Here is a 16,136-nt window from a genome sequence, read left to right on the forward strand (position 1 = left end):
CGGGGGTCGGGGGGGGGGGGGGGGGGGGGGGGGGGGGCGGGGGGGGGGGGGGGGGGGGCCGGGGGGCGGGGGGGCGGGGCGGGGGGGGGGGCGGGGGGGCCCCCCCCCCCCCCCACGCCGGAGGGATCACTTCACGCGCCCGTACCAGACGCTCTTGGTCCAGATCTTCTGGAGCCGCACCACGTCCCCGCTCTTCGGGGAGTGCCAGAGCTTGTTCTTACCCGCGTAGATACCCACGTGGTAGACGCTGCTGCCCGAGTGGAAGAACACCAGGTCCCCCGCCTTGCGGTTCTTGGCGGAGATGTGGCGCGTCTTGTTGTACTGCTGGGCGGCCGTGCGCGGGAGCTTCTTGCCCGCCTTCTTGAACGCGTACAGCGTCAGCCCCGAGCAGTCGAACCGGTGCGGTCCGGTGGCCCCGTACTTGTAGGGAGAACCCTTCTTGGAGGCCGCTATCTGGAGTGCCTTCGTCGCCGGCGTGGCCGCCGCCGCTTCGGACGTGAAGCCGGGCGCCACGATCGAGCCGCCCACGGCGGCGATGGTGAGGGCCGAGGCCGTACCGGCCCGGACCATCAGCGACGGGACACGATTGAGCGCAGTCATGCGCAACCCTTCGTCAGCCGCCTGTGAAGGATGACCTGTCGGATTCGGGCTGGCGAAGTTGCCCGGCCGCTGACGCGGCTTCACCCCAAGGGCTGCTCGGACCCGGTCATGGCGTGACCGTCCCGGCGACCCGTCGTGCTTGGGTCCTCCACTCCTGCCGATCCACTCCTGTCGACCGGTCATCCGGGCGGCGGCAGGACTCGGCGTCCGCCCGGATCGCCCCGCCGCTGCGGCGGGGGCTTGTCGTCAGACAGGGATCTTGACGCATGGTTGTCCCAAAATCCCAACGGAACCGGGGATTTGTGTTGTTACTCACCACTCACCCGTTCGGGTGGACACGTCCGTGTTCGAGCCGCCGTCCACGGCCGCGCGGACGGCCGGACCAGGGAGGGAACGCCCCATTCCGTCCCATGGCCACGCGCGTTGCGCAACCGGGAGGGGCCGAAAAAAGGATCCGTGTCTACTCCGAACAGGGGTACGTCGTTCGGGCCGTTTCGACTCGGTCGCGGACGCTCCGCCGGCAACGCGGGCGACCAGGCGGCCGGAACCGTCTCAACTCGCGGTGTCCGGGGGGAGGGTGACCCGCGCCGTGCGCCGCTCGCCGTCCAGGACCCGCAGCGCCCGGGCCAGCGTGCCGGCGTGCAGTTCCGTCTCGCCCCGCTGGTGCATCACGGCCAGCGCGTCCCGCAGCGCGGTCGCCTTGCCGACCAGGGCCTGGGCGGCGCGCAGCCCGCGGTAGGTGTCGCCGGGCAGCGCCGGGTTGATGCGGCCGAGCAGGTCGACGACGTCCAGGTAGCGGTCGATCAACTCCGCCTCGGCGCGGGTCAGGGCGGGCAGCGGAGGCAGTTCGGGAGGCAGCACCGGCCCTCACCGTCCCGTCGGCGCGGCCGGGCGGGCCGTGCGGTCGGGCACGATCCGGTCCACCAGGCCGTACTCCACCGCCTCCCCGGCGGTGAGGATCCGGTCCCGAGTGATGTCCGCGCTCACCTGCTCACGGGTGCGGCCGGTGTGGCGGGCGAGCAACTCCTCCATGCGCGCCCGCATGCGCGTCAGTTCGCCGGCTAGGACGGCCAGATCACCGGCCCGGCCTTGAACCGGCTCGGACAGTGCCGGCTGACGGAGCGTCATGCGGGCGTGTGCCAGCGTGCATCGCTTGCCGGGGGTGCCCGCCGCCAGCAGCACCGCGGCGACCGGGCCCGCCTGGCCCAGGCAGACCGTCTCCACGTCGCAGGAGAGGTACCGCATCGTGTCGTGGATCGCCGTCATCGCGTGGAAGCTGCCGCCGGGCGCGTTGATGTACAGCGAGATGTCGCGGTCCGGCGCCCGGTGCTCCAGGTGCACGAGCCGGGCGATCACGTCGTTCGCCGACGTCTCGTCCAACGGCGTGCCCAGGAAGACGATCCGCTCCTCCAGGAGGTCGGGGAGCGGATCCGTCGGCCGGGGGCCGGCCCCCGTGCGTCCGGTGAACTCGGGCATCACGGGGCGGGCGGGCGGTCGGTCCATGGCGAACCCCTCCTCGCGGGCAGGGCCGTCCCCGGCGACGGCGACAGCTGTCTCTGTAAAAAATGTACAGGACGTACGGAACGTTATGCTGGGGTCATGGCCTACGAGATTCCGGTGACGCAAGCCAGGGCTGAACTCGCCGACCTGATCAACCGCGTGGTGTACGCCGGGGAGCGCGTCGTCGTCACCCGGCACGGCAAGCCCCTTGTCGCCCTCGTCTCCGCCGACGACCTGCGGCGACTGGAGGAGGCCCCGGAGCACGCCGAGCCGGCCGAGGAGCAGGTGATCAGCGCGGTGTCCACCGTCCGTGAGGTCGCGTCCGGCTCCGGCAAACGGCAGCGCTTCGGGATCGCGGCGGAACACCGCGGGCCGGGCCCCGCCTAGCCTGCCCTCCGGCCCGAGCAGGACCGTGCACGCCCGTCCGCTGCGGCAGGGGTGCACGGTTGCTTCCGTCCGGACGGTCCGCTTCCGCGGGCCGCCCCGACTTGGGGCTAGCCGACGGCCATCGGTTCCCGCGCGTCGGCCGCGGGTGTCCCGGCCCGCCTGCGCGAGCGCAGCGCCCCGCCGAGCAGCACGGCACCCAGGCCCAGCGCCGCCCACCAGGCCAGCGTCAGGGCGGGCCCGGTGGCCGCCGCGCCGTCGAAGTACGACACCGAGCGCAGCAGGGTCGTGCCCGCGCCGGGCGGCAGCCACTGGCCGATCGCGCCGGCCGGCTCGGGCAGCATCTGCGGTGCCGACGCGGCGCCGGAGAAGGGGTTGCCGAGCAGCATCACCACACCAGCGGCGACGCCGATGCCGGCGGGGCCCATCAGCGCGGCGAGTCCGGCCACGGCGCCGCTGACCGCCAGCGACGACAGTCCGAGCACGGCCGCCTCCGCCCACCAGTCGCCGGTGAGCACCCCGAGCCAGCTGTGTGCGATCCCGGCCGCGATCACGCCCACCAGGGCGGAGGCCCCGAGCAGCGCCGCGGCGGCCCGCGTCCCGCGCAGTCCGAGCAGGGTGACCACCGCGCCCGCCGCGATGCCGGCCAGCGCCAGGGGCAGGACGGACGCGGTGAGCGCCGCGCCCCGCGGGTCGCTCTCGGGAGCGGCCACCACGTCGACCGTCCTGACCCGCGTGCCCTGCGCGGCGGCCGGACCGGTCACCGCCTGCTGGAGCAGTTGCGCCACGGCCGGGCCCGCGGCGGAGGCCGTGAGCAGCTTCGGCCCCTGGGGCGTGACCACCAGCGCGCCGTACACCGCGCGATCCTCCACGGCGTCCCGGGCGGCGGCCTCGTCGGTGTAGCGGTGGATCTCGAACGCGCCCTCGTGTCCCGCCAGCTCCCGCTCCAGCCGGTCCGCCGCGGCGGACGGTCCGGCGACGCCCAGCGGCAGGTCGCGGGGCGCGGTGCGGGCGGCGGGCCAGGCGAAGGCCCATAGGGCGAGGGCGGCCAGGACGGGAACGAGGACGACGACCGCGATCAGTCGGCGGTTCGGGGTGTGGGACATGAGGGTCTCCTGCGAGCGGCGGACCGGCCGGACGGCGGTCGACTTAAAAAGAAGGATCGTTCGTTTTGCTCTGCCACCACCGTGCTCCGCCGGTCGTGGGTTGTCAAGAATGAATATTCGTTTTACGTTGTGGACCATGGCCCGCGTGTCCCAGGAACACCTCGACGCCCGCCGCCGCCAGATCCTCGACGGCGCCGCGCTCTGCTTCGCCCGCAACGGCTTCCATGCCACGTCCATGCAGGACGTGCTGAAGGAGGTCGGCCTCTCCGCCGGCGCGGTCTACCGCTACTTCAGCGGCAAGGAGGAACTGATCGGCGCGATCGTCAACGAGGTGCTCGGCTCGGTCCGCGCCGCCTTCGAGGACGCGCTGCGCCAGAGTCCGCCCCCGCCGCCGGACGAACTCGTCGCCACCGTCCTCGGCACGGTGCTCGCCGCCCGCGAGTCCCTGGTCCTCGACGGCAGGCCCGCCCTCCCGCGCCTCGTGATCCAGGTGTGGCCGGAGACGCTGCGCAACGAGGAACTGGCGGCCGTCCTCAGGGAGGGCTACGGCTCCGTCCGCGCGGCCTGGGCGAAGATCGTGGAGGACTACCAGCGGGCCGGGATGATGCGCCCGGAGGTCGAGCCGGACCACGTGGCCCGCACGATGATCGCCGCCGTGCTCGGGTTCATCGCCCAGCAGTCCCTCTTCGGGCCCGCCCCGGTCGAGATCCTCCGTGACGGGCTGCGGGCCCTGATGAGCATGCCGGACGGCCGCGCCCCGGCCGGGGGATCACAGCCCGGTTAACCTGCCCGAAACGCGGTCCAACTAGCCTGCCGCTCCACGCCACCTGGCACTTTGCCCCGTGGCCGCGGCACCCGGGCCCCGCACGGTCCGGAGCGAGGACTGTGAGGTGGGACGTGCAGCTGACCCCGCACGAACAAGAGCGACTGCTGATCCACGTGGCGGCCGACGTCGCCGGGAAGCGCCGGGCCCGCGGCCTGCGGCTCAACCACCCCGAGGCGATCGCCCTCATCACGTCGCACGTCCTCGAAGGCGCGCGCGACGGCCGCACCGTCGCCGAACTCATGTCCTCCGGACGCACGCTGCTCACCCGGGACGACGTCATGGAGGGCGTCCCGGAGATGATCCACGACGTCCAGGTCGAGGCCACCTTCCCGGACGGCACCAAGCTCGTCACCGTCCACGAGCCGATCGTCTGAGGGGCCGCGTGATCCCCGGAGAGTTCCTCTTCGCCGAGGACCCGATCGCCTGCAACGAGGGCCGTGAGATCACCCGGCTCACCGTCCTCAACGCCGCCGACCGGCCCGTCCAGGTCGGCTCCCACTACCACTTCGCCGAGGCCAACCCCGGCCTGGAGTTCGACCGCGCGGCGGCGCGCGGCAAGCGGCTGAACGCCGCCGCCGGCACGGCCGTGCGCTTCGAGCCCGGGATCCCCGTCGACGTCGAACTCGTCCCGCTCACCGGCGCCCGGGTCGTGCCCGGCCTGCGCGGGGAGACCGGAGGTGCCCTCGATGCCTGAGCTCTCGCGTGCCGCGTACGCCGACCTGTTCGGCCCGACGACCGGCGACCGGATCCGGCTCGCCGACACCGACCTGCTCGTGGAGATCGAGGAGGACCGCTCCGGCGGGCCCGGGCGTGCCGGGGACGAGGCCGTGTTCGGCGGCGGCAAGGTCATCCGCGAGTCCATGGGCCAGTCGCGCGCCACCCGGGCGGAGGGTACCCCGGACACCGTGATCACCGGCGCGGTGATCATCGACCACTGGGGGATCGTCAAGGCCGATGTCGGCATCCGCGACGGCCGCATCACCGGCATCGGCAAGGCCGGCAACCCCGACACCATGGACGGCGTCCACCCGGACCTGGTCATCGGCCCGGAGACCGAGATCATCGCCGGCAACGGGCGGATCCTCACGGCCGGCGCGATCGACGCGCACGTCCACTTCATCTGCCCCCAGATCGCGGACGAGGCCCTGGCCTCGGGCATCACCACCCTGGTCGGCGGCGGCACCGGCCCGGCGGAGGGCTCCAAGGCGACGACCGTGACCCCCGGCCCCTGGCACCTGGCCCGGATGCTGGAGGCGATGGAGGCCCACCCGCTCAACATCGGGTTGCTCGGCAAGGGCAACACCGTCTCCCACGAGGCGATGCTGTCGCAGATCCGGGGCGGCGCGCTCGGGCTGAAGCTGCACGAGGACTGGGGCTCCACCCCGGCCGTCATCGACGCCTCGCTGACCGTCGCCGAGCGCACGGGCATCCAGGTCGCCATCCACACGGACACCCTGAACGAGGCCGGGTTCGTCGGCGACACGCTCGCCGCCGTCGCCGGCCGGGGCATCCACGCCTACCACACCGAGGGCGCGGGCGGCGGGCACGCGCCGGACATCATGACCGTGGTCTCCGAGGCGCACGTGCTGCCCAGCTCCACCAACCCGACCCGGCCCTTCACCGTCAACACCGCCGAGGAACACCTCGACATGCTGATGGTGTGTCACCACCTCAACCCGGCCGTGCCGGAGGACCTGGCGTTCGCCGAGTCCCGGATCAGGCCCTCGACCATCGGCGCCGAGGACGTGCTGCACGACCTCGGCGCGATCTCCATCATCTCCTCCGACGCGCAGGCGATGGGCCGCGTGGGCGAGGTGGTGCTGCGGACCTGGCAGACCGCCCACGTGATGAAGCGGCGGCGCGGCGCGCTGCCCGGCGACGGCCGGGCCGACAACCACCGGGTGCGCCGCTACGTCGCCAAGTACACGATCAACCCCGCGCTCGCGCAGGGCCTCGCCCGTGAGATCGGGTCGGTGGAGCGCGGCAAACTGGCCGACCTGGTGCTCTGGGAGCCCGCGTTCTTCGGCGTCAAGCCGCACCTTGTCGTCAAGGGCGGGCAGATCGCGTACGCGCAGATGGGCGACGCGAACGCCTCCATCCCGACCCCGCAACCGGTCCTGCCGCGCCCCATGTTCGGCGCGATCGGCCGGGCGCCCGCGGCCAACTCCGTCAACTTCGTCGCTCCCTTGGCCGTGGAGGACGGGCTGCCGGAACGGCTGGGGCTCGGCAAGCGGTTCGTGGCCATCGAGTCGACCCGCTCGGTCACCAAGGCCGACATGCGCGAGAACGACGCGCGGCCCGACGTGCGGGTCGATCCCGACAGCTTCGCCGTGCACATCGACGGAGAGCTGGTCGAGGCGACGCCCGCGGCCGAACTGCCCATGGCCCAGCGCTACTTCCTCTTCTGACGGCGGGGTCCCGATGTCACGTGCGGCACTGCTCGTCCTGGCCGACGGCCGGTTCCCCGCCGGTGGTCACGCGCACTCCGGCGGGGCCGAGGAGGCCGTCGAGGCCGGGCGGATCAGCGGGGCGGCGAGCCTGGCGGACTTCTGCCGGGGGCGGCTGCACACGGCCGGGCTGGTGTCGGCGGCGCTCGCGGCGGCCGCGGCGCTCGGCATCGACCCGGTCACGCTGGACGGCGCGGCCGACGCCCGTACGCCCTCGCCCGCGCTGCGGGCCGCCGCGCGCAGGCTCGGACGGCAGCTGATGCGGGCCGCCCGGGCCACGTGGCCGTCCGCCGAACTGGACGCCCTGGGCCGGGAGTTCCCCAAGGGCGCGCATCAGCCGGTGGTCCTCGGACTCACGGCGCGGGCGGCGGGCCTGGGGCCGGTGGACGCGGCGTACTGCGCGGCGTACGAGAGCGTGAGCGGACCGGCCACGGCGACGGTGCGGCTGCTGAGCCTGGACCCCTTCGACGCGACGAGGGTGCTGGCCCGGCTGGCCCCCGAGCTGGACCGGGTCGCCGACCGGGCGGTCGAGGCGGCCCGGAGGGTCGTCGACGAAGGGGCCGACGCGCTGCCCGCCGCTTCCGCGCCGCTGCTGGAGATCGGCGCGGAGCGGCACGCGGGCTGGCCCGTACGGCTGTTCGCCTCCTAGCCGCCCCCGGGGGAGCGCGGAACCGCGCGACCGGCCCCCGCCCGCCCGCACCCGGTACCAGACCCGTCACCGCACAGTCCGCCGCCCGCCACCCGGGCCCGCACCACCAGGAGCCGCACATGCACCTCGACCACGACCACGACGGCCCCGCCGCGGTGAGCGCCGACGCCCGCCGCCCCGACGGCGGCCGCCGAGCTCTGCGCATCGGACTCGGCGGTCCCGTGGGCTCGGGGAAGACCGCCACCGTCGCCGCGCTCTGCCGGGCGCTGCGCGACGAACTGGCGCTCGCCGTCGTCACCAACGACATCTACACGCGGGAGGACGCCGAGTTCCTGCTCCGGGAGGCCGTCCTGCCGCCCGAGCGGATCACCGCCGTCGAGACGGGGGCCTGCCCGCACACCGCGATCCGGGACGACATCTCGGCGAACCTGGAGGCGGTGGAGGATCTGGAGGAGGCGGCCGGGCCGCTGGACCTGGTGCTCGTGGAGTCCGGCGGGGACAACCTCACCGCCACCTTCTCCCAAGGGCTCGTCGACGCGCAGATCTTCGTCATCGACGTGGCCGGGGGCGACGACATCCCGCGCAAGGGCGGACCCGGCGTCACCACCGCCGACCTGCTCGTCGTGAACAAGACCGACCTCGCCCCGCACGTCGGCTCCGACCTGGCGCGCATGGCGGCCGACGCCAAGGCGCAGCGCGGCGATCTGCCGGTGGTCTTCCAGTCGCTGCGCGGCGAGAGCGGCGTCGCCGACGTCGCCGCGTGGGTGCGGGGCCGGCTCGCCGCGTGGACGGCCGGGGCGTGAACGCGGCCGGGGTGCGGTCCGTGGCGCGGTTCGCCGCCCGGGACGACGGCCGGGGCGGGACCGCGCTGCCCGTACTGGAGAGCGACGGGCCGCTGGCGCTGCGGCGCACCCGGGCCACCGGCGCCGGCGCGCGGGTCATGCTGGTCGGCGCCATGAGCGGCCCGCTCGGCGGCGACCACTTCACCGTGCGCGGCCGGGTCGGCCACGGTGCGCGGCTGTCCGTCGGGTCGGCCGCCGCGACCATCGCGCTGCCCGGCCAGAGCAAGGGCGAGGCCCGCTACGACGTCCGGCTCGACGTCGCCGACCACGCCGAACTGCACTGGCTGCCCGAACAGTTGATCTCCGCGCAGGGCAGTGACCTGTACGTCACGACCCGGGTCGAACTCGCCGCGACGGCCCGGCTCGTGCTGCGCGAGGAGCAGGTGCTGGGGCGGGCCGGTGAACGGCCCGGACGCCTCACCAGCCGGCTGGCCGTGCGGGTGGCCGGGCGGCTCGTGCTCGACCAGGAACTGGCCTGCGGGCCCGGGGCGCCGGGCGGCTGGGACGGACCGGCCGTCCTCGCCGGGCACCGGGCGGTGGGGCAACTCGTGGTGGTTCGTCCGGAGTTCGCCATCGAGCCGGTGGAGGGCGCGATGCTCGGCCCGACCGCGGCGCTCATGCCGCTCGCCGGCCCCGCCGCCCTGGTCACCGCGGTGGCCCCGGACGCCCTGAAGCTGCGGCGGCTGCTCGACGAGGCCCTCGCGCTGCTCGGGTAGCCGTCCGCCCAGCAGAAGCGGTGCTCCGTTTATCGGATTGGCAAAGAAGGGCGCCCGCCCCTGTCGCCGGGACCCTCGCACCGGCAAGGATCCCCCGTACTGATCGCAACTTCGTACGGGGAGGTCCCACTTGAGGGGTACGAGACCGAAGAGGCGGGTGGCGGCGCTCGGCTCGGCCGGCGCGCTCGTCACGGCCACGCTGATAGCCGGCGCCGTCGCGGCGCCCACGGCGAACGCGAGCGCGGGCAGCGGCCCCGGCCAGGACCGCGAGGCCCGGGGCGCCGCCATCGCCGCCGACCGCGCCGCGCGAGCCGGCATCGACTGGCAGGACTGCCCCGCCGACTGGAACCTGGCCAAGCCGATCCAGTGCGGGTACGTCACCGTGCCGCTCGACTACGCCAAGCCGTACGGCAAGCAGATCAAGCTCGCCGTGGACCGCATCGGCAACACGGGCACGAAGGCCGAGCGGCAGGGCGCGCTCATCTACAACCCCGGTGGCCCCGGCGGCTCCGGGCTGCGCTTCCCGGCCCGGGTCACCAACAAGAACCCGATCTGGGCCAACGCGGCCAAGGCGTACGACTTCGTGGGCTTCGACCCGCGCGGCGTCGGCAAGTCGACGCCGATCTCCTGCGTCGACCCGCAGGAGTTCGTCAAGGCGCCCAAGCCGGACCCGGTGCCGGACTCCGAGGCCGACAAGCTCGCCCAGCGCAAGCTGGCCCGCGAGTACGCCGAGGGGTGCGCGGAGCGCAGCGGCTGGATGCTGCCGCACATGACCACGCCGAACACCGCGCGCGACCTCGACGTCATCCGCGCCGCCCTCGGCGAGAAGAAGCTCAACTTCCTCGGCGTCTCCTACGGCACCTACCTCGGCGCCGTCTACGGCACGCTCTTCCCCGGCCACGTGCGCCGCATGGTCGTCGACAGCGTCGTCAACCCCTCCCGCGAGAAGATCTGGTACCAGGCCAACCTGGACCAGGACGTCGCCTTCGAGGGCCGCTGGAAGGACTGGCAGGACTGGGTCGCGAAGAACGACGCGACCTACCACCTCGGCGACACCCGCGCCGAGGTCGAGCAGCAGTGGCTGAAGCTGCGCGCCACCGCGAAGAAGAGCCCCATCGGCGGGGTCGTCGGCCCGGCCGAGCTGATCTCCTTCTTCCAGGGCGCCCCGTACTACGACTCCTCCTGGGCGCCGGTCGCCTCGGTCTTCAGCAAGTACGTCGCCGGGGACACCCAGGCGCTCGTCGACGCCGCCGCGCCCGACCTGTCGGACACCGCGGGCAACGCCGCCTCCGAGAACGGCAACGCCGTGTACACGGCCGTGGAGTGCGCCGACGCCAAGTGGCCCACCAGCTGGCGGAAGTGGGACCGGGACAACACCCGGCTCCACCGGGACCACCCGTTCCTCACCTGGGCCAACGCGTGGATGAACCTCCCGTGCGCCACCTGGCCGGTCAAGCAGCAGACGCCGCTGAACGTGAAGACCGGCAAGGGCCTGCCACCGGTGCTGATCGTGCAGTCCGAGCGTGACGCGGCCACCCCGTACGAGGGTGCCGTCGAACTGCACCAGCGGTTCAAGGGCTCGCGCCTGATCACCGAGAAGGACGCCGGCTCCCACGGCGTCACCGGCCTGACCAACCCGTGCATCAACACGCGGGTCGACGCCTACCTGCTCACGGGCGAACTGGACGGCGCGGACGTGACGTGCGCGCCGCACGCCACGCCGAAGCCGTAGCGGCACCGCGGGCGATGACGTGGGGCGGCCGGATCTCCGGCCGCCCCACACTCATGCCCTCGCCGCGAGGACGACGCGGGCGGAGGTCAACCCTGCGCGCTCCGCCGGAACTTGCGCTGTCTGGCCGCGGCCTCCTCGGCCTTCACGTCGGCCGCGTACCGGTCCACGTACTCCTGCTCGGACAGCGACAGGATCGCGTACATGATCTCGTCGGTGATGGCGCGCAGGACGGCCTTCTCGTTCTCCATGCCCTCGTAGCGGGAGAAGTCGAGGGGCTCGCCGAAGCGGATCACGACCGGGTGGATGTTCGGGATGACCTTGCCGGGCGGCTGCGCCTCGAACGTGCCGATCATCGCGCAGGGCACGACCGGGACACCGGCCTTGAGGGCCATCACCGCGACCCCGACCTTGCCCTTGTACAGGCGGCCGTCGTGCGAACGGGTGCCCTCGGGGTAGATGCCGAGCAACTCGTCCCTGCCCAGCACGCCGAGGCCCTCGCGGATGGCCGCCTGCCCCGCGTCCTTGCCGGAGCGGTCGACGGGGATCTGCCCCGCGCTGCGGAAGAAGAAGGCCGTCAGGCGGCCCTTGATCCCCGGGCCGGTGAAGTACTCGGCCTTCGCGAGGAAGGTGATGCGCCGCTTGAGGACGGCGGGCATCAGGAAGTGGTCGGAGAACGACAGGTGGTTGCCGGCGATGATCGCGGCGCCCTCCGCCGGCACGTGCTCCAGACCCTCTATTCGAGGCCGGAAGACCAGTCTCAGCAGCGGACCCAGCAGCACGTATTTCAGCAGGTAGTAGAACAAAGCGGGCGCTCCTCGACTCGGGCGGGGGACTCAACCGCCGCGTTCCAGCAGGTCAACCGGCATGTCGTGGGGTGCCAGTGTAGGTGCAGGGGCAGTCGCCGGGCACCTCGTGCGGCAGGGCCGCGCGGATCCTTCACGCTTTGACTGATGGTCAGTCAGGTTGCGGCACGGCGCGGGGTGCCTGTCCGGCCCCTGGCCCGCGCGGCCCCGCCGAGTAATCTGCGGAGCATGCGCATCTCTGTTTCCTCGGACATGGACGAGCCCGTCGCCCGCTCCCTCGTGGCCGCGCTGCGCGACCGGGGGCACGAGGTGCGCCCGCACGGCGCGCTCCGCCCCGGCGACGACCCGCAGTGGGCGGTGTGCTCCGAGGCCGCGGCCCGCGAGGTCGCCGACGGGACGGCCGACCAGGCCGTGGTGTGCTGCTGGACCGGCACGGGCGCCTCGATCGCCGCCAACAAGGTGCCCGGCGTCCGGGCGGCCCTGTGCACGGACGCCTACACGGCCGACGGGGCGCGCCGCTGGAACGACGCCAACGTGCTCGCCCTCAGTCTGCGGCTGACGTCCGAGCCGCTGCTGAAGGAGATCCTCGACGCCTGGTTCGGGGGAGCGCCCAGCACGGACGCCGAGGACCGGCAGAACGTGGACCGGGTGCGCCTGCTCGACCACGGCAGGACCCGGATGTGACGGTCACAGCCGCACGATGACCAGCGCCGTGTCGTCCGTGGCGCCGCCGGGCGGCAGCAGTTCCAGCAGCACGGTGTCGGCGAGGGTCTCCGGGTCCTGGTCGCGGTGGCGGCGCAGGGCGTCGGCGAGGCGGGCCAGCCCCGCGTCGATGTCCTCACGGCGCCGCTCGATCAGGCCGTCGGTGTAGAGCACCAGGGTGGCGCCCGGCGCGAACCGGGTCTCCGCCTGGGGCCGCGGGATCGGATCGGGCCGGGCGTCGAGCGGTGTGTCCGTGGCCCGGTCGAGGAAACGCGTGCGGCCGTCCGGGTGGACCAGCACGGGCGGGGGGTGGCCGGCGCTGCTGTAGGCGATGGTGCGCCGGTCGAAGTCGATGAAGGTCGTCACCGCCGTCGCCGACTCGGCGCCGTCGACCACATGCGCGTAGCGCCCGAGCACGTCCAGCGCCTGGGCCGGGCCCGCGGCGACCCGGGAGGCCGCGCTGAGCGCGCTGCGCAGCTGCCCCATGACACCGGCCGCCGCCAGCCCGTGCCCGACCACGTCGCCCACGGACACGCCGATCCGGCGGCCGCCGACCAGGTCGACCAGGTCGTACCAGTCCCCGCAGACGTTGAGCGCGCCCACGGCCGGGCGGTAGCGGACGGCGGCCCGGTGGTGGCGGCTGACCTGGCGCCGTGCGGGCAGCATCGCCTCCTGCAGCGCCAGCGCCACCTCCCGCTCCCGGGAGTGCGCCCGCCGCAGCCGCTCGTTGAGCTCCTGCAGCTCACGGGCGCGGGTGTACAGCTCCGCCTCCAGCACCCGCGCGCGGCCGTTGCGGCCCCCGGTGCGGCCCCGGGCGCGGAACAGCTCCGTGACCTCCTCGACGCGGTGCACGATCAGCACCACCTTCCCGTCGGGGCCCAGCACCGGGGTGTTCACCGGGCTCCAGTACCGCTCCTCCCACTCGCCGGGGCGGTCCGCATGCTCGACGTCGTAGCGCTGCAGCGCCATGGTGTCGCGCTCGCCGGTGGCCAGGACCCGGTACAGCGAGGCCTCCAGGTTGCGCATGCCGGTCGCGGCCGGGTCGTTGGGGTTGTCGGGGAAGACGTCGAAGACATGGCGGCCGACCAGCCGCGCGCGGGAGCGGCCGGTGCCCCGGACGAACTCCTCGTTGACGTCCGCGTACACCAGCTCGGGCGTCAGGAGTGCCACCATGCCGGGCAGGGACTGGAACACCGCCGCGTAGTCGATCGCCGCCTCCGCCATGGCCACCGCCTCACCGCTGCCTGAATCACACCAGTTTCGCACGGTATGGACGAACGCCGCCGGGTGTCACTCCGCGGCGGGCGTCAGCGGCTGCTCGGCCCAGATGATCTTCCCTTCGGGGATGAAGCGGGTGCCCCACCGCTGGGTGAGCTGGGACACCAGCAGCAGTCCGCGCCCGCCCTCGTCCGTCGTGCGAGGGTGGCGCAGATGGGGTGCGGTGGCGCCGCTGTCGAACACCTCGCACACCAGGGCGCGCTCCCGGATCAGCCGGAGCCGGATGGGCCCGGAGGAGTACCGGATGGCGTTGGTGACCAGCTCGCTGACCACCAGCTCCGTGGTGAAGACCAGCTCGTCCAGGCCCCAGCGCGCCAGCTGCCGGGTGGCCGTGCGGCGGGCCTCGGCGACCACGGCCGGGTCGGAGGGCAGTTCCCACGCCGCCACCTGCCCGCTGCCGAGACGTTTCGTCCGGGCCATCAGCAGGGCCACGTCGTCGTACGGACGGGCCGGCACCAGGGCGTCGACCACCGTCCGGCAGTGCGTGTCGAGCGGACCCGCCTGTTCCAGCGCCCGGCGCAGCCGCTCCCGGCCGGCGTCGACGGCCCAGGTCTCGCCGCGGGCCAGCAGCCCGTCGGTGTGCAGGGCGAGCGTGCTGCCCTCCGGCAGGGTCAGCTCGACCGCCTCGAAGGGCGGGCCGCCCACGCCGAGCGACGGGCCCTGCGGGAGATCGACGAACGCGACCGAACCGTCGGGCCGCACCACCGCCGGGGCCGGCTGGCCCGCCGCGGCCATCGCACACCCGCCGTCGACCGGGTCGTACACGGCGTACAGGCATCCGGCGCCCACGGACCGCCCGCCGCCGGCGCCCCCCGCCCCCGGCTCGGCCCCCTCCTCCCGCGCGGACCGTGCCACCAGGTCGTCCAGGTGCGCCAGCACCTCCTCGGGCGGCAGATCCAGCGCGGCCAGGGTCCGCACGGCGGTCCGCAGCTGCCCCATGGCCGCCGCGGCGTCGATGCCGTGCCCGGGCACCTCGCCCACGACGAGCGCGACCCGCGCCCCGGACAGCGGGATCAGGTCGTACCAGTCGCCGCCCAGCCCGGTCAGTTCGTCCGCCGGCCGGTAGCACGCGGCGACCTCGACGGCGTCCTGCTCGGGCAGCCGGTGGGGGAGCAGACTGCGCTGCAGGACGAGCGCGGCGTCCCGCTCGCGGGTGTAGCGGTGGGCGTTGTCCAGGCAGACGGCCGCGCGGGCGACGAGGTCCTCCGCCAGGCGCAGGTCCTCCGCGTCGAAGGGTTCGCGGTGGGTGCGCCGGTAGAAGCCGGTGACGCCCAGGGTGGTGCCGCGCGACCGGATCGGCACGGTCATCACGCTGTGCAGGCCCAGTTCCCGGAAGGTGGCCCGGCGGCCGCCCGGGGCGTCGGTCGTCCAGTCCCGGGCCGACGGGTCGAGCCGCTCCGCGCGCCAGGACCGGCCCGAGGTCAGGCAGCGCACCGGGGGCGAGCCGGCCGGGTAGGTCGCCACGTCACCGACCGGCACCACCACCGCCGGCAGATCGTCGTCCGCGCAGCGGTGGCCCGCGCGGCGCAGCGCCACCGGCTCCGCCGTGTCCGGCAGCGGCCCGGGCGCCAGCTCACCGCCGCCCAGCACCGTCTCCAGCAGGTCCACGGAGACGAAGTCGGCCAGTCCCGGCACCGCCACGTCGGCCAGCTCCTGCGCGGTGCGCATCAGGTCCAGGCTGCGGCCGATGTTCTCACCGGCCCGGTCCAGCAGCGCCAGCCGCTGCCGCGCCCGGTGCCGCTCGGTCATGTCCACGACCGTGTAGTAGACGCCTATCGGGTTGCCCCGGTCGTCCTCCAGGCGGGTGAAGGACAGCATGTGCGCCGTCTCCCGCAGCGGCGCCGACCGCACATGCCCCACGTGCTCGTAGCCGACGACCGGCTCGCCCGTCTCCAGCACGTGCCGCATCTGCGCCTCGACCGCCTGCGCGTCCAGACCCGGCTGCACGTCCGCGAACCGCAGACCGAGCCGGCGCGGGGCCGGTCCGCCGCCGAACTGCTCCAGGGCGGTGTTGGACCACACGAACCGCAGGTCCGTGTCCACGATCGCGATCCCCACCGGGGCGTCGGAGACCATTCGCTCCAGCACCGTACGGCTCATGTCCCAGCCGGGTGCGCCGGCCAGCTCCGACAGCAGCACCAGCCAGCGGAAGCCGCCGTGGGCCTCCTCGGCCGGGGCGATCCGGGCCGCGACCCGCACCGGCCCCCCGTCCTTGCGGCGGGCCGTCAGCAACCCGCGCCAGCCGCCGTCCCTGCGGCACCGCTCGACCAGGTCCGGCACCCGCTGCGCGTCCTCCGCGACCAGCAGGTCGGCGAGTTTCCGGCCCACCGCCTCACCGGCCCGGTACCCCAGCAGACGCCGGGCGTCGTCGGTCCAGCCCGTCACCACGCCCTGCGGATCGAGCAGCAGGGGCGCCGCGTCGGCCACGTCGAACCGCTGCCGGGCAGTGCCGTACTCCTCGTCTGCGCCCACGGCCGACCTCTCTGTCGCTGAGAGTGGTCTACCACCTCTTGCCCCCATCTTCACCCTTCCGGTGAAAGCGGGCGGCTTG

Annotated in this window: 17 protein-coding genes and 1 riboswitch; of the genes, 10 read left to right on the forward strand and 7 right to left on the reverse strand. The window is 73.9% G+C overall.

The genetic code is table 11. From position 1 onward, the window contains the following. Window positions 1-126 precede the first annotated feature (126 nt). From ACIGAN_RS24585 to ACIGAN_RS24595, 3 genes are all read right to left on the reverse strand, one after another. Entirely contained in the window at window positions 127-600 is a 474-nt protein-coding gene (locus tag ACIGAN_RS24585; protein WP_365089015.1) for a C40 family peptidase, read from the reverse strand. A 3-nt stretch (window positions 601-603) separates the two neighbouring features. Next, a riboswitch (cyclic di-AMP (ydaO/yuaA leader) is annotated at window positions 604-816 on the reverse strand. A gap of 336 nt (window positions 817-1,152) precedes the next feature. Continuing rightward, window positions 1,153-1,461 (reverse strand): hypothetical protein, encoded by a 309-nt coding sequence (locus ACIGAN_RS24590; protein WP_399860528.1) that lies wholly within the window; start codon window positions 1,459-1,461, stop codon window positions 1,153-1,155. 6 nt (window positions 1,462-1,467) lie between these two features. Beyond that, a complete protein-coding gene (locus ACIGAN_RS24595) occupies window positions 1,468-2,103 on the reverse strand; it encodes an ATP-dependent Clp protease proteolytic subunit (protein ID WP_399860531.1) in 636 nt (211 codons plus the stop codon). 96 nt (window positions 2,104-2,199) lie between these two features. On the opposite strand from ACIGAN_RS24595, the gene ACIGAN_RS24600 reads away from it, so the two are divergent. Next, window positions 2,200-2,487: a type II toxin-antitoxin system Phd/YefM family antitoxin gene (locus ACIGAN_RS24600; protein ID WP_399860534.1), complete on the forward strand. Its 288-nt coding sequence runs from the start codon at window positions 2,200-2,202 to the stop codon at window positions 2,485-2,487. A gap of 107 nt (window positions 2,488-2,594) precedes the next feature. On the opposite strand, the gene ACIGAN_RS24605 is transcribed toward ACIGAN_RS24600, so the two are convergent. Further along, window positions 2,595-3,590 (reverse strand): ABC transporter permease, encoded by a 996-nt coding sequence (locus ACIGAN_RS24605; protein ID WP_399860536.1) that lies wholly within the window; start codon window positions 3,588-3,590, stop codon window positions 2,595-2,597. 136 nt (window positions 3,591-3,726) lie between these two features. Here ACIGAN_RS24605 and ACIGAN_RS24610 point away from each other — a divergent pair, with 136 nt between their 5' ends. The 8 genes from ACIGAN_RS24610 to ACIGAN_RS24645 all read left to right on the forward strand — a co-directional run bounded on the left by ACIGAN_RS24610 (window position 3,727) and on the right by ACIGAN_RS24645 (window position 10,802). Then, entirely contained in the window at window positions 3,727-4,374 is a 648-nt protein-coding gene (locus ACIGAN_RS24610; RefSeq protein WP_399860539.1) for a TetR/AcrR family transcriptional regulator, read from the forward strand. Between the two features lie 113 nt (window positions 4,375-4,487). Beyond that, window positions 4,488-4,790: an urease subunit gamma gene (locus tag ACIGAN_RS24615; RefSeq protein WP_365089004.1), complete on the forward strand. Its 303-nt coding sequence runs from the start codon at window positions 4,488-4,490 to the stop codon at window positions 4,788-4,790. 8 nt (window positions 4,791-4,798) lie between these two features. After that, on the forward strand, window positions 4,799-5,110 hold the full coding sequence (locus ACIGAN_RS24620; protein ID WP_365744935.1) for an urease subunit beta: 312 nt from the start codon (window positions 4,799-4,801) through the stop codon (window positions 5,108-5,110). Next, a complete protein-coding gene (locus tag ACIGAN_RS24625; RefSeq protein ID WP_399860542.1) occupies window positions 5,103-6,824 on the forward strand; it encodes an urease subunit alpha in 1,722 nt (573 codons plus the stop codon). Before ACIGAN_RS24620 ends, ACIGAN_RS24625 begins: the two co-directional genes overlap by 8 nt. A gap of 13 nt (window positions 6,825-6,837) precedes the next feature. Then, the gene (locus ACIGAN_RS24630) at window positions 6,838-7,512 is read left to right on the forward strand and encodes an urease accessory protein UreF (protein ID WP_365088999.1); all 675 of its coding nucleotides are present in this window, start codon (window positions 6,838-6,840) and stop codon (window positions 7,510-7,512) included. Window positions 7,513-7,631: 119 nt separating this feature from the next. Further along, window positions 7,632-8,315: an urease accessory protein UreG gene (gene ureG / locus ACIGAN_RS24635; RefSeq protein ID WP_365744931.1), complete on the forward strand. Its 684-nt coding sequence runs from the start codon at window positions 7,632-7,634 to the stop codon at window positions 8,313-8,315. After that, complete coding sequence (locus ACIGAN_RS24640; protein WP_399860545.1) at window positions 8,297-9,070, forward strand: urease accessory protein UreD; 774 nt, start codon at window positions 8,297-8,299, stop codon at window positions 9,068-9,070. Before ureG ends, ACIGAN_RS24640 begins: the two co-directional genes overlap by 19 nt. Window positions 9,071-9,200: 130 nt before the next feature. Then, window positions 9,201-10,802 (forward strand): alpha/beta hydrolase, encoded by a 1,602-nt coding sequence (locus ACIGAN_RS24645; protein ID WP_365088994.1) that lies wholly within the window; start codon window positions 9,201-9,203, stop codon window positions 10,800-10,802. Window positions 10,803-10,888: 86 nt separating this feature from the next. Here the strand turns inward: ACIGAN_RS24645 and ACIGAN_RS24650 are convergent, their stop codons facing one another. Beyond that, window positions 10,889-11,605 carry a lysophospholipid acyltransferase family protein gene (locus ACIGAN_RS24650; protein ID WP_365744472.1) on the reverse strand — a complete coding sequence of 239 codons (717 nt, stop codon included), beginning with the start codon at window positions 11,603-11,605 and terminating at the stop codon, window positions 10,889-10,891. Window positions 11,606-11,833: 228 nt separating this feature from the next. Here ACIGAN_RS24650 and ACIGAN_RS24655 point away from each other — a divergent pair, with 228 nt between their 5' ends. Next, the gene (locus ACIGAN_RS24655; protein ID WP_399860549.1) at window positions 11,834-12,289 is read left to right on the forward strand and encodes an RpiB/LacA/LacB family sugar-phosphate isomerase; all 456 of its coding nucleotides are present in this window, start codon (window positions 11,834-11,836) and stop codon (window positions 12,287-12,289) included. A gap of 3 nt (window positions 12,290-12,292) precedes the next feature. On the opposite strand, the gene ACIGAN_RS24660 is transcribed toward ACIGAN_RS24655, so the two are convergent. Continuing rightward, window positions 12,293-13,531 (reverse strand): PP2C family protein-serine/threonine phosphatase, encoded by a 1,239-nt coding sequence (locus ACIGAN_RS24660; protein ID WP_399860551.1) that lies wholly within the window; start codon window positions 13,529-13,531, stop codon window positions 12,293-12,295. A 66-nt stretch (window positions 13,532-13,597) separates the two neighbouring features. After that, a complete protein-coding gene (locus tag ACIGAN_RS24665; RefSeq protein ID WP_399860554.1) occupies window positions 13,598-16,057 on the reverse strand; it encodes a SpoIIE family protein phosphatase in 2,460 nt (819 codons plus the stop codon). Between the last annotated feature and the right edge of the window lie 79 nt (window positions 16,058-16,136).

The organism is Streptomyces sp. NPDC085931, assembly GCF_044540565.1.
Lineage (GTDB): Bacteria > Actinomycetota > Actinomycetes > Streptomycetales > Streptomycetaceae > Streptomyces.